15 protein-coding genes are annotated in these 12815 nt (G+C 35.9%); 5 read left to right on the top strand and 10 right to left on the bottom strand.

From position 1 onward, the window contains the following. Positions 1–329: 329 nt before the first annotated feature. On the top strand, positions 330–671 hold the full coding sequence (locus ASO14_RS03230; RefSeq protein WP_231726976.1) for a DUF3817 domain-containing protein: 342 nt from the start codon (positions 330–332) through the stop codon (positions 669–671). Positions 672–720: 49 nt separating this feature from the next. Here ASO14_RS03230 and ASO14_RS03225 read toward each other — a convergent pair whose 3' ends face one another. Next, positions 721–2106 carry an NAD-dependent succinate-semialdehyde dehydrogenase gene (locus ASO14_RS03225; RefSeq protein WP_068451358.1) on the bottom strand — a complete coding sequence of 462 codons (1386 nt, stop codon included), beginning with the start codon at positions 2104–2106 and terminating at the stop codon, positions 721–723. A 3-nt stretch (positions 2107–2109) separates the two neighbouring features. Further along, entirely contained in the window at positions 2110–3420 is a 1311-nt protein-coding gene (gene gabT, locus ASO14_RS03220; protein ID WP_068451355.1) for a 4-aminobutyrate--2-oxoglutarate transaminase, read from the bottom strand. 88 nt (positions 3421–3508) lie between these two features. Here gabT and gabR point away from each other — a divergent pair, with 88 nt between their 5' ends. After that, a complete protein-coding gene (gene gabR / locus ASO14_RS03215) occupies positions 3509–4921 on the top strand; it encodes a MocR-like transcriptional regulator GabR (RefSeq protein WP_411815010.1) in 1413 nt (470 codons plus the stop codon). Between the two features lie 79 nt (positions 4922–5000). Here the strand turns inward: gabR and ASO14_RS14955 are convergent, their stop codons facing one another. Further along, the gene (locus ASO14_RS14955) at positions 5001–5165 is read right to left on the bottom strand and encodes an aminotransferase class III-fold pyridoxal phosphate-dependent enzyme (protein ID WP_156422328.1); all 165 of its coding nucleotides are present in this window, start codon (positions 5163–5165) and stop codon (positions 5001–5003) included. A gap of 261 nt (positions 5166–5426) precedes the next feature. Next, positions 5427–6302, bottom strand: coding sequence for an alpha/beta hydrolase (locus tag ASO14_RS03210; RefSeq protein ID WP_068451349.1), 876 nt, complete (start codon positions 6300–6302; stop codon positions 5427–5429). Positions 6303–6584: 282 nt separating this feature from the next. Between ASO14_RS03210 and ASO14_RS03205 the strand changes: the two genes are divergently transcribed. Then, positions 6585–7562, top strand: coding sequence for a tRNA dihydrouridine synthase (locus ASO14_RS03205; RefSeq protein WP_068451347.1), 978 nt, complete (start codon positions 6585–6587; stop codon positions 7560–7562). A gap of 21 nt (positions 7563–7583) precedes the next feature. Here the strand turns inward: ASO14_RS03205 and ASO14_RS14950 are convergent, their stop codons facing one another. Then, positions 7584–7751, bottom strand: coding sequence for a hypothetical protein (locus ASO14_RS14950; protein ID WP_156422327.1), 168 nt, complete (start codon positions 7749–7751; stop codon positions 7584–7586). Positions 7752–7968: 217 nt separating this feature from the next. Here ASO14_RS14950 and ASO14_RS03200 point away from each other — a divergent pair, with 217 nt between their 5' ends. Further along, positions 7969–8706 carry a hypothetical protein gene (locus ASO14_RS03200; protein WP_068451344.1) on the top strand — a complete coding sequence of 246 codons (738 nt, stop codon included), beginning with the start codon at positions 7969–7971 and terminating at the stop codon, positions 8704–8706. Between the two features lie 43 nt (positions 8707–8749). On the opposite strand, the gene ASO14_RS03195 is transcribed toward ASO14_RS03200, so the two are convergent. The 3 genes from ASO14_RS03195 to ASO14_RS03185 form a co-directional block, all read right to left on the bottom strand. Then, a complete protein-coding gene (locus ASO14_RS03195) occupies positions 8750–9055 on the bottom strand; it encodes a hypothetical protein (RefSeq protein WP_068451341.1) in 306 nt (101 codons plus the stop codon). A gap of 65 nt (positions 9056–9120) precedes the next feature. After that, positions 9121–9693 (bottom strand): hypothetical protein, encoded by a 573-nt coding sequence (locus tag ASO14_RS03190; protein ID WP_068451338.1) that lies wholly within the window; start codon positions 9691–9693, stop codon positions 9121–9123. Between the two features lie 53 nt (positions 9694–9746). Further along, complete coding sequence (locus ASO14_RS03185; RefSeq protein ID WP_068451335.1) at positions 9747–10730, bottom strand: helix-turn-helix transcriptional regulator; 984 nt, start codon at positions 10728–10730, stop codon at positions 9747–9749. Positions 10731–11106: 376 nt separating this feature from the next. Between ASO14_RS03185 and ASO14_RS03180 the strand changes: the two genes are divergently transcribed. After that, on the top strand, positions 11107–11652 hold the full coding sequence (locus ASO14_RS03180) for a glutathione peroxidase (protein ID WP_068451332.1): 546 nt from the start codon (positions 11107–11109) through the stop codon (positions 11650–11652). Positions 11653–11702: 50 nt separating this feature from the next. Here ASO14_RS03180 and ASO14_RS03175 read toward each other — a convergent pair whose 3' ends face one another. Together ASO14_RS03175 and ASO14_RS03170 are read right to left on the bottom strand one after the other, a co-directional pair. After that, entirely contained in the window at positions 11703–12308 is a 606-nt protein-coding gene (locus tag ASO14_RS03175) for a hypothetical protein (RefSeq protein WP_068451329.1), read from the bottom strand. Beyond that, positions 12301–12801, bottom strand: coding sequence for an SH3 domain-containing protein (locus ASO14_RS03170; protein ID WP_068451326.1), 501 nt, complete (start codon positions 12799–12801; stop codon positions 12301–12303). Before ASO14_RS03170 ends, ASO14_RS03175 begins: the two co-directional genes overlap by 8 nt. Between the last annotated feature and the right edge of the window lie 14 nt (positions 12802–12815).

Raw genomic sequence — 12815 nt, 5'->3', positions numbered from 1 at the left:
TGCATAACCTCCCAAATTTTATTCATGTCAGTTTTCCTAACATGAAAGTTTTATATTTCATATTTTACAGAAAAAAACGATGTAGTCAAATGTTTTTTCTGAATATTCTTTTTAATATGTCAGTTTTCCTCACATAAAAAATCTTCAAAAGCTTTATTTATTCTACATTTCTTATCTTTTTTATATTTATTAAATTTTTTTCTGGAAACGCTTCCTAATTTCTTTTTAAAACAATGTTTTTTCGCTAAATTGGTATTTTTAACCTTTTTCTGTTCATATTCTATTCATATTCACCCGACATACTAGAAGAAAAGTGGAGGTGTTCATGTTTGGAAAGAAAAGAGATTAAATTTTTACGTACAATGGGCATTTGGGATGGTATTTCATTATTAGTCTTACTCGGTATTGCGATGCCGTTAAAATATTTTGCAGATCTGCCAATCGCAGTTCGTATTACAGGTAGTGTGCATGGCGCAATCTTTATTACATATGCAATTGCAATTCTTATCGTGCAATTGCGTGTAAAATGGGCATTTTTCTACAGTGTTATTGCAGGTGCAGTAGCCTTTATTCCTTTTGGTAACTTTGTATTTGATAAGCACATCAAAAGGTATAGTGATTCATTACAAGCAAAAGAGAAAAAAGCAGTTCAAAACACAGAAGTTGTTTAAAATGAAAAGAGGTCAGGGAAAAATTCCCTTGACCTCTTTGTTATGTGGTTTATAAGCCTATTGAGATATATTTTGTTTCTAAATACGGCTCAATTCCTTCGACGCCACCTTCACGTCCAATACCTGATTCCTTCATACCACCGAATGGAATATGCGCACCAGACGGCGCACCATCATTCCAACCGACAATACCATATTGTAAGTTTTCACTGAAGTATAGTCCTGTTTTATAGCTTTCTGTGAAGAAGTATGTCGCTAAACCATATGGCGTATCATTCGCAATTTGAATCGCTTCATCAAATGACTCAAAAGTAGTAATCGGAATGACTGGCCCAAATGTTTCTTCATGCATAATTTGAGAAGATAGATCCACATTTGTTAGGACAGTTGGCTCTACGAAATAGTAACCTTTTTCATCATCAAAATCATATTGATTACCGCAAAGAACTTCCGCACCTTTTGAAGTGGCTTCTTCAATTTGTTGTTTGATTTTATCGAAGCCTTTTTTATTAATGATTGGACCTAAATCCACATCGGCCTCTAAACCATTACCCATCTTCAACTTACGAACGCGTTCTACCAACTTCTCTGTAAACGCTTCTACAACATTCTCATGTACGATGAGACGATTCGGTGAGACACATGTTTGACCTGCATTACGGAACTTTGCCATAACCGTTTGCTGTACAGCTAAATCTAAATTTGCATCTTCTGCTACAATAATTGGCGCATGACCACCTAATTCCATTGTTGCATGCTTCACTGTATCCGCACATTTTTGCATGAGTAGTTTACCAATTGGTGTCGAACCTGTAAATGTAATTTTACGAATCGCTGGATGTGACGTAAATACGTCGCCTACCATTGGCGCATCACCTAATACGTATTGTACAGCATCTTCTGGAATCCCCGCTTTATGCGCTAATTCGATTAAACGAATCGTTGTCAGCGGTGTTTCCTCTGCTGGTTTCACAATGAATGTACAACCTGCTGCGAGTGCTGGTGCTGCTTTACGCGTCATCATCGCTGCTGGGAAGTTCCATGGCGTAATCGCTGCTACGACACCAATCGGTTCTTTCGTTACAACAATACGTTTGTTTTGTACATGCGCCGGAACCGTACGTCCATATACACGTTTCGCTTCTTCCGCATACCAATCAATATAACTCACTGCGTAGTCTACTTCACCTAGCGCTTCTGCTAATGGTTTTCCATTCTCTAATGTGATGAGTTCACCTAGTTCTTGGCGATTTGTGCGAATCATCGCTGCCCACTTCATTAAAAGAGCTGAACGTTCATGCGCACTTAACTTCTTCCATGACGTGTAAGCTTCTTTAGAACGATCTACTTTTTCAACTACTTCTGCTTCTTCACTTCGTGTTAGCGTATGAATAATTTCACCCGTTGCAGGGTTCGTTACTTGAATTGTTGTCATCGGTTACGCCTCCTTCGCTGCTGCTTCGAATGCACGATCTAAAATCGCTAAACCCTTTTCTAATTCTTCATCTGTAATAACAAGTGGTGATAAGAAGCGAATGACATTTCCTTTAATGCCTGCTGTTAATAACAGTAATCCATTGTCATTTGCATATTTTGCAATTGCTGTTGCTGCTGCTTTATTTGGCGCTTTATGCTCATCTACTAATTCCACTGCTACCATCGCACCTAGACCACGAATATCGCCTACAAATGCATATTTTTCTGCATAGCCATGTAAGTGTTTTGTTAACTTGTCACCTAAAACTTGTGCTTTTTCGCATAATTTTTCATCTTCAATAATATCAATTACTGCAAGTGCCGCTTCACATGCTACTGGACTTCCTGCATATGTACCGCCTAATTCACCTGCTGTTGAAACTTCCATCATCTCTTTACGACCAACAACCCCACTAAGTGGTAGACCTGCCGCTAGTGATTTCGATACCGTCATTAAATCTGGCTCTACATCAAATTGCTCAATTGCAAATAATGTGCCTGTACGTGCAAAACCTGTTTGAATTTCATCTGCTACAAAAACAATATTGTTTTCTTTACAGAAGTTCGCAACGGCTTGTACGAATTTTTTCGGCGGTACGATAAATCCACCCTCACCTTGAATTGGTTCCATGACAACACACGCCACCATCTCCGGTGCAATTGTCGAGATAAAGAAGTCATGGAATTGCTCGATAATATGATCTACATAAGCTTCATCTGTAATGCCTTCTGGTTTACGGTACATGTATGGATAAGGCGCTTTATAAATTTCAGGAGCAAATGGTCCAAATTCATATTTATAAGGCTTTACTTTTGACGTCATACCCATTGTTAAGTTGGTACGACCGTGATAACCGTTTGTAAAAGCTACAACGGCTTGTTTTTTCGTATATTTACGTGCAATTTTCACTGCGTTTTCAACTGCTTCTGCACCTGAGTTTAATAAAACGACTTGTTTTTCAAAACTTCCTGGTGTAATTTCTGCTAATTTTTCTGCTAAACGAATATAAGAATCATACATAATGACATTGAAACCAGGGTGTAAGAATTTTTCTACTTGGTCTTTGACAGCTGATACTACTTTCGGATGACTATGACCTACGTTTAATGTACCAATGGCTGCTGCGAAATCAATCCAGTCATTACCTTCAATATCGACGATTGTTGCCCCTTTTGCTTCTTTCGCAACCGCAAGATTTCCGTTACTTACCCCTTGCACTACGTATTGCTTGCGTTTTTCAACTAATTCTTTTGTTTGATTTGTTTGTAACATTTCATTTCCTCCTTCGTTTCTTTTTTCTAATTATGCCCTTTTTTGGTACAATAAAAAGCACCAAGTTTATAAAAAAAAGGTACCAGAGGTGATAAGATTGCAGATTCAAGTGAATTCAAAAGGAAAAGGTCGCTTTATTTACCAACAAATTTATCGTCAAATTAAAGAACAAATTCTAAGCCATCAAGTGCGTGCACATCACAAATTACCACCAAAACGTGAACTCGCAAAATCACTTGCTGTTAGTACGAATTCAGTTGCGACAGCTTACGACCAGCTTTTGGCTGAAGGATATATTTATACAATTGAACGACTTGGCTATTTTGTAGAGGAAATTCAGCGCTTTGATATTAACGACCAGATTACGCCCTCATTCCCTGAAATATTAAGAGAAGAAGAAAGTTCGCGTGAGGGATGGATTTCGCTTTCTCACATGAATGCAAATCCGAAATTATTCCCCTTTCGTAAGTGGCTGAATTGTCAGGCGAAAATTTATGAGGAACATATGGATGAATTAAGTGAAATGCCACATACACAGGGACCTTACATACTACGGAAAAATATTGCGAATTTTATTTATGCGACGCGTGGTGTGAAGTGCGAACCTGAACAAATTATTATTCACGCAACAAGTCAGGGGTTGATGGAACGTCTCTTAATGTTGCAGACAACTAAAACAGCTTTTGCAGTCGAGAATCCGGGCTATGCAAGATACTATCAACTTCTACAGCGACATCAGTTTAAAACACACCTCATTCCACTTGATGATCACGGGATTGATGTAAAGTATATTGAGCAGACGAATGCACAGTTTATCATCACGACACCTTCTCATCAGTTTCCAACAGGCACTATTATGCCGATTTCAAGACGTGTTGAATTACTCAACTGGGCTTCACGCGATGAACAGCGCTATATTATAGAGGATGATTATGATAGTGAGTTTAAATACCAAACGGACAATGTTCCTTCGCTTCAAAGTTTGGATTATAACCGAAAAGTTATTTATATGGGGACATTCTCAAAAACACTGTTACCTGGAATGCGTATTAGTTATATGGTACTTCCAACAAAACTATTGGCAGCTTATCAAGAAGCATTTCCACTTGAGATTCAACCAGCGAATAATTTAGCGCTTTATACGTTGAATGAATTTATCGAGAGTGGGCAATATGAAAAACATATTCGAAAGATGACGAAACATTATGAGGAGATTCGAACCGCATTAATTGAAGCACTCTCTAACAATTTGACGCGTGATCTTGTGATTTACGATATTCCTGCTGGACTTCACTTTTTAATTGAAGTACCTACATCAAAATCTTATGAAGAAATCGAACAAGCAGCACAACAAGAGAAGTTAGAACTCTATACATTAAAACGTTTTTCATTGAATCCACTACCACTTATTCAGCGCAATCGTTTACTTGTGATTGGCTTTGCAAATATTCAAATGGAGGAAGTAGACGAAGCCATTCAGCGACTGGCGCGCTGTATTTAAATATAAATCTATAGGCTTTAAAAAAACGAAATCGCTTCACACAATGCGATTTCGTTTTGATGTTATACGTGTCCTTTCATTATTTCGCCACTTCTTCAAATGCTCGACCTAAAATGACCAACCCTTTTTCACATAACTTTTCTTCATGTACATTAAACCCAGGTAATAAAAACTTCTCTGCTTGCTCTTTTACAGCAGCTACAACTTCCGGGTGATTATGCCCAACATTTAATACACCAATCATAGATACAAAATCACTCTACTGTTTACCACCTAAATCCGTAACCGTTGCGCCTTTTGACAATCGCTAAATTCCCATTACTTACACCACGTACAATATATTGTTTTCTTTTTTCAATCCATTCATTCGTTTATTCTGACTAAGACATACAATTTCCTCCTTTGATTTATAAAGATTCCTTCTACAATCATTTGCACTTATACCCTTTTCAATAATGAAAAAGCAAACTAGACAATGTATGCACTAGTTTGCTGTAATGTTTGTTTATTTGAATGTATTTGGTTGATTTGTTTGCAAGAATTTTGTCACTGCATTCGTTACTTGAATCGCTTCTGCATTTTCATTCGTTCCAATCAAACCCGTTAAGTCCGAATGAGATAATTCATGTGTTGTGAGTAAATCAACTGGTTCGCCTAGTTTTTTTGCAGCCTTTACGAATTTCGTAGTTGATGCGTCCTCTCTTGAGATAATTAACATCGGCGGAACTGCTTGCTGACCAAGATAAGTACTAGGTGAAGCTGCTTTCCATACATTCGGATTTTTTCCGTAAACTGATTTATATTTCGGGACTTCTTTAATAAAGTCGCTCATATCAAGTGGTCCTTCAATATTAATAACACCGCGTATCGTATGAAGTGGTAATCCTACTTCTTTTAAGTATTGAGGATCTAATGCAACCAATGAGGCCAAATGTCCTCCTGCTGAATGCCCCATCAATGTAATTTGATTGGCATCTAAATGATATTGATCCGCATGATCGACAATCCACTTCATCGTAGCTGCTACATCATTCGCTTGGTCTTGATAATTGCCTACCGGTGATAAGCGATAATTCATCGAAATAAAGGTGTAACCCTTTTTGTTAAAATAACCTGGTTTTTTACCTACATTCGCTTTATCTCCTGCATACCAACCACCGCCATGTATATACAGTACAACAGGCGTTTTCTCTCCTTTTTTTAACCCTTTTTGATAAATTTTTAAGTCTTGATTCGCCTGTTCTCCATATGAAAACTCGTGCTTTGCATCAAATAATTCTGCACTTGTATAGTCGGCCCTCATTGAAAATACACCTACACTAATGACAAGTAATAATAATACAAATAACGGGATAAAGATTTTTTTATTCAGTTTTCCCAAATCGAACACCTCTTTACAAAATTTATATTTTATAAAAAATGTCATTTCGTAAGATTTTTACTATCATAAATAATTGTAATTTTAAATAAAGTACCCTTTTTTATGGTTATTAATATATCACCTTTATTCAAACATCGCACGTAAGTTGTCTTGTCAGATAACAAGATAAAGAAGATTTTTAAATTCTGATTTTACGAAGATTATTTTTGTGCAGGATGCGCGAATAAATGATACTATTTAGGATAGTGAAAATTTTATAGAAGTATGCAAGGAGAAGATACGATGAGTAAGCAATCAGAAAACTTTTGGCAAGATTTACCAAAGCCATTTTTTATATTAGCACCGATGGAAGACGTAACAGACGTTGTATTCCGTCATGTAATTAGTGAAGCAGGTCGTCCTGATGTGTTCTTTACTGAGTTCACAAATACAGAGAGCTTCTGCCACCCTGAAGGTATTTATAGTGTACGTGGTCGTCTTACTTATACAGAAGATGAACAACCTCTTGTTGCACATATTTGGGGAAATAAACCAGAGATGTTCAAAGAGATGAGCATCGGTATGAAAGAGATGGGCTTTAAAGGGGTCGACTTGAATATGGGTTGTCCTGTGGCGAATGTTGCTTCACGTGGTAAAGGTTCAGGTCTGATTAATCACCCTGAAACAGCTGCGGAAATTATCCAAGCCGCAAAAGCTGGTGGATTACCAGTTAGCGTAAAAACACGTCTTGGTTATACAGATGTGAATGAATGGCGCGAATGGTTAACACATGTTTTAAAACAAGATATCGCGAACTTAACGATTCATTTACGCACACGTAAAGAAATGAGTAAAGTGCCTGCGCACTGGGATTTGATTCCTGAGATCAAACAATTACGCGATGAGATTGCACCGAATACATTATTAACGATTAATGGCGATATTCCTGATCGTAAAGTCGGCTTAGAATTAGCTGAAAAATACGGTATCGATGGTGTCATGATTGGTCGTGGTGTATTCACAAACCCATTTGCATTTAGCGAAGATCCACGCGAACGTAGTGTAGAAGAATATTTAAATCTTCTATTGCTACAACTTGAACTATATGAAAAATATGCAGAAGAAACACAACGCCCTTATAATCATCTACATCGCTTCTTTAAAATCTATGTACGTGGGTTTAGCGGCGCAGCTGAATTACGTAACAGCTTAATGCAAACCAAGTCAGTTGAAGAAGCACGCAGTATGGTGGAAGCTGTACTAGCGAGTGAAGTAATCTAATATATGAAACCCGAATGCCCATCATTCGGGTTTTTTTGTGCCTTTTATAATCGCCTTCACCTTACAAACTTTGCATTGTTGTGGAAGCAAATCACTTACTTGATGAGGCAAAATCACATCGCCCATCCGAACTTTTTTAATTTTTTTATGACATGTATCACAATAAATAACTTTTGTTTGAGACTGCATGTAATCCCCTCCTATAAGACAATGTTACCATTCGTCCTGTACATTTTAATGCACACTTCAGCAATCCAATTTATTATATTTTTGATTAAAATATCATTTTTTCGCGTTAAACTACTCTTTTTTTCAATATGATTCAATGTCAAAATAGGATTTAATCCATATATTACCTTTCGTATTCATTAGGGTATAATAGGATGGATTGGAGGTTTTAGACAAAATGAAATTAAAATTAACTTGGAGTCTATTCATCATTTTAGCAGGGTCTTTATTCTTTTCCGCACAGGTCGACGCCAAATCGACTACTTATTATGCAAAGCCTGATACGTATTTATATGCAAAACAAAGCAAGTCATCTACGAAATTAACTACATTAAAACAGAACCAAAAATTCACAACAACATCGAAAGCATCTGCAACTTATTACAAAGTGAAGATTGGAACAAAAACGGGTTATATCCCAAAATCCAAAGCGTTAAAAAAGAAAACATGGTATTACTATGCAGATCGAGCGAATCTATCAGGTTACCATAAGAGAAGTTTCCAAGCGACTTCAACAACCTTAACAAATAAAAAAGGAACACTATTCACATCAAACGAAACCCCAAAAGCTACAAAAAATATTTCTTCTGCCCAAAATTTAATTCCTATTACGTATAAAGGAAAAAAATACTATGTACCTTTTATGTATTTGAATATAGGAAAGACCGAAAAACAATTGCGTTCTTATTTTACGAATATTCATAAAGGCAAAGATTACGCATTCCAAGGTTCGTATTTTGACACGTACACATTCTACGACGCAAAACGTGCCAAGACAATGCAAAACTATATTGAACGAAAAGGATTCGTAAAAGCCAGCCCAACCCTTTCTTTCTTCAATCCCTACACATACACCTATAAATTTGAACAGTTTGGTTCGTATAAATATTACACTTTGAAAGTGAATAAAAAGTAAAAAAGAGGAGGTATCGCCATCGCGATACCTCCTCTTCTTTATCCTAGCCTTCTACATATACTGCATCAAGTGCAGCCGCAATTTCTTTCATCTTTTCTTCTATGACTGGATGGGAAATTGCTACATAGAGTTCTCCATCGAAGAAACGAAATGGTACTTTCACTTGATCGACATGCCACATAAAAAAGTCACCTTTGATCCTCATCTCAACGCCTTCTTGATTGCGTGACACAAATGCATCTTCATACGTAAAATCAGATTGTGTAGAAAAGAATTGTTGCAAATCTTCCAATGTTAACATTGGCTCCTCTTGCTCATTCAAACGTGTAATTTTATAACGTGTATTCATCGTAAACTCCTTTAACATAGTCGTTACTTATATTATAAAGCTTTGAAAGCTATTCGCAAAGTAACCTATTTAATGACAATCCGATGAATCGTCTTATTCGTCTTTGTATCGACTAGACGAAGCACACCTTTCTCGATTACCGCATCATGCTCTAAATACCAAATCGCCATACCTTCCAGACGATATTTTTTTACAACTTCTTTTGGCAACTCATCTAAATTTAAAAATGTTGCTTGTTGTTTATTAAAGTAGACAGCGTGATTTTTTGTATTTTTCAATAGACCATACATGAGCTGTCCTTCGTATTCTTGATAACCTGTTAGCTTTTCGGAAGTATTTCGATCATCATGAATTTTTGTCCAAATAATACCACGTGTTTTCCAACCCCACATCCCTTTTTGAGCGTAGGTTACACCATACTTATAGTCATCCTTCACAAAAAAGTACAGTGCTTGGTTGTCTGTCTGATGAGCAGGAATCAATGTTAAATTCTTTTCAGCTGCACGAATCGCCTGCTCGGGCTTTTCATACGATGTATTCTTTAAATAAAATAACCATATCACAGCTAATACAAGCACAATAATGCCCACAATCGTGACAGACTTTTTATTAAGAATACCTTCTTTTCGCTGATGCACAGGCAACACCTCGTTTTTACAAGTTATTCCCTATTCATCATAAATAACACGCCTTACTTGACTGGTTGGTATATCTCATATAAATGTTCAAATGTTTTTAAAAACTCCTCACGGAATGCTTTCGGCTCTAATACCTCTACATGTTCACCTTGACTCATTAACCACATTTTAATTCCTTTACCGAACACTTCTGCTTCAAAAATCCAACCATCATCAATCGCCATGACCTCTTTTGCTGTTGGTAAACGATCTAATACAGCTTGTTTAGAAGCTCCTGTGAACTTAAACTTCACTTTTAATAAATCTCCTGTATACATAAACTGCACACGTTTACGGAATTCTCCCTCTTGGAATCGTTCTGAATAAGGGATTTTGAAAGATACCTGTTCCGCTTTAATCGACTTAATACGATCAATTCGGTAAATAATTGGATAATCAATTTCTTTATTTGCAGGGTATGCAAGTAAATAGAAATAGTACTCTGAAAAAATAATGCCAACCGGTTTAACAAGATGCTCTTTTTCAGCGTCTGCTAGTTCACGCTGATATGTAATCGTCATGATGTGTTGATTCTGGATATGCTCTGATAACGTCCAGATTTTTTCAATCACTGCTTGCCCATGCGATAAATCGGTATAGAGAAGTCTTTCATTCCCTGTCATTTTCTTTAAAATTTCTTGATCCTTTTTATTTACAAGCATTAATAACTTACTTACAATGCTGTCCATCTCATCTTTTTTAAATGCCCTTGAATCCATTAAAACTTTTAAAATCGCTAAGATATGTTGACTATTCAAACGACTTTCATCTTCACCTATACTCAACTGATACACTTTTTCTTTACGATTATAGTCTAAGTATGCATTATTTTTTTCCAATTCTAAAAATCTTCGAATATGATCAATATCACGTTGAATTGATTTCTCACTCGTTTGGAATCTTTGAGATTCTTCCTTCTTTACAAGTTTTTCACCTTTTTCCAGTCGATCATACATCGATAAAATACGATGTATTTGTGTTTCTTTTTCTCGACTCATAACATCACCTCTTTACACTCTATCTTACATAGGTCAATGGTCGTTATATGACCATTCAAAAAATATATAACTAAAATAATTATAACATTTTTCCCCTCAAAAAAGGACTTTATATCTAATGATCGAACTGTTTTTGAATTAAAAACAACAAAAAAAGTTATTTTTAGTATTTATGATTCACATGAAAAATGATTTCACAAAAATCTTAGCGGTTAGATAAGTAAAACAGTATTATTTCCTCTTAAAAATAATCTTAAATAACTATTGCATACAAATCCCAATTTTTCTTTTCAAATCAAATCATTCGTTCTTTTGTTTTATTTTCTTATATAATAGGAGTGTAAAAACCCCTAGATAGAAGGAGGACTACTTACTTATGAGTATTTATAATTATTTAGTAAAGAAACCAAACGGTGAAATTTTATCGATGGAAACTTATCGTGGAAAAACAATGTTAATCGTTAATTCCGCAAGTCAGTGTATGTTTACATATCAATATGAAGACTTACAAAAGCTCTATGCAAAATATAAAAATCGCGACTTCATTGTACTCGCATTCCCAACGAATCAGTTCGGTGAACAAAACCCTGAAGATGGTGTCACAACGATGACGACATGTAAAACTCACTTTGGCGTGGAGTATCCTATATTTGATTTAATTGAAGTAAATGGTGAACGCACTGCTCCATTATTCAATTACTTAAAACACGAAGTCGATGTACGCGATGTCGATCAAACGAATATGCAAGAGATGATGGTCATGGACCGTGTAAAGCGTGATTACCCAGACTATTTAATCGGACGTAATATTCGCTGGAACTTCACAAAATTCTTAGTCGATGCGAATGGTCAAGTAATTTCACGCTTCGAACCAACTGATTCACTCCTTGATTTAGAACAAGCAATTGAAAAAGTATTGTAATAAAAAAAGAACATCCTGTATGCTTTACCACATACAAGATGTTTTTTTATTTATTTTTTTAAAGCTACTAATTCAGATGACTTTGTAATTTCACCTTCACTTATGTCTTCGCTTTTAATGATGCCATAGCCTTTAGCATAGTAGTTTATAGACTGCATGCTTAAATCTGGTGTTGAAATCCAAATTTTCAATACATGTTTAAAAGTTTTTGCTGGTGTTCGAACTGTTGTATTTGTGGATAAAACTTTATATTTATGACGATCATAGTAAGCGGCATCACCCATATAACCTTTCGCACCCTTTTTTAAATTTCGCGGTAAAATTTGAGAACTTATAATACGTTCACCCGTTTTGTGCTTATAAACAGCTGTGCCATAGACACCTGTTGAATTGCTGCCATAATCAACATACCAGTTTTCATTATTAATTCTCCACATGCCTTTGTAAGAACCTTTTGACATATACCGATGTGTGACGATTTTAGCTTTTTTACCTTTTTCATAACTTTTAAAAACATATGTTTTATACGTATTTGAGCGTTTATATTTTTCATGATTATATTTTACTTTTGCTTCGACAATTGAAATCGTGCTGTTTCCACTTCCCCATATTAATAAGCCAATTAAGAAAAATAAAATGTATTTTCTTTTACCCATGAATCGCACCTGTTTTACAATTCACACGTCCGATTGTGTACCATGTACCATTCCATTTGTGCTCAATGCTATAGTAACCATCTTTACCGTATTTTTTACTTTTCACAAAACGGTATGGATCGTTATCTGCGTAGCTTTTTGCATATTTCTTCGCTTTTGCTTTTACGCCTGGAACCCAACTATAAGCACTTGTAAAATTTAAATTACCTTGTGCCACATAGCCCTTTTTATTTTTGTATGTGATTTTATAAAAACCAAATTGATCAGCAATCGGCCAATAGTATTGATCCGAACCTACATCTACGCCACCAATTACTTTAACTGCTTTTCCTTTTGGTACAGTGTACGCTACTTTATAAGATGTACCAGCCTTCACATACACTTTTACTGTTTTTGCTGTTTTAGCGCGGTCATACGAAGCCGCAGAAGCTTGTGTTGACCAGACACTACTAACTAACATTAAAACAAATACCATACTTAGAATTTTTTTCATTTGAATTCCCTCCT

This window comes from Kurthia sp. 11kri321 (assembly GCF_001534765.1).
GTDB lineage: Bacteria > Bacillota > Bacilli > Bacillales_A > Planococcaceae > Kurthia > Kurthia gibsonii.
The sequence above is the reverse complement of the archived record's forward strand: the minus strand, read 5'-3'. Positions and strand labels throughout refer to the sequence as shown.

Coding starts and splice junctions, on each gene's coding strand:
- ASO14_RS03225 (WP_068451358.1), bottom strand. CDS start 2,106: ATGACAACAATTCAAGTAACGAACCCTGCAACGGGTGAAATTATTCAT.
- gabT (WP_068451355.1), bottom strand. CDS start 3,420: ATGTTACAAACAAATCAAACAAAAGAATTAGTTGAAAAACGCAAGCAA.
- ASO14_RS14955 (WP_156422328.1), bottom strand. CDS start 5,165: ATGATTGGTGTATTAAATGTTGGGCATAATCACCCGGAAGTTGTAGCT.
- ASO14_RS03205 (WP_068451347.1), top strand. CDS start 6,585: ATGAGTAAGCAATCAGAAAACTTTTGGCAAGATTTACCAAAGCCATTT.
- ASO14_RS14950 (WP_156422327.1), bottom strand. CDS start 7,751: ATGCAGTCTCAAACAAAAGTTATTTATTGTGATACATGTCATAAAAAA.
- ASO14_RS03200 (WP_068451344.1), top strand. CDS start 7,969: ATGAAATTAAAATTAACTTGGAGTCTATTCATCATTTTAGCAGGGTCT.
- ASO14_RS03195 (WP_068451341.1), bottom strand. CDS start 9,055: ATGAATACACGTTATAAAATTACACGTTTGAATGAGCAAGAGGAGCCA.
- ASO14_RS03185 (WP_068451335.1), bottom strand. CDS start 10,730: ATGAGTCGAGAAAAAGAAACACAAATACATCGTATTTTATCGATGTAT.
- ASO14_RS03180 (WP_068451332.1), top strand. CDS start 11,107: ATGAGTATTTATAATTATTTAGTAAAGAAACCAAACGGTGAAATTTTA.
- ASO14_RS03175 (WP_068451329.1), bottom strand. CDS start 12,308: ATGGGTAAAAGAAAATACATTTTATTTTTCTTAATTGGCTTATTAATA.
- ASO14_RS03170 (WP_068451326.1), bottom strand. CDS start 12,801: ATGAAAAAAATTCTAAGTATGGTATTTGTTTTAATGTTAGTTAGTAGT.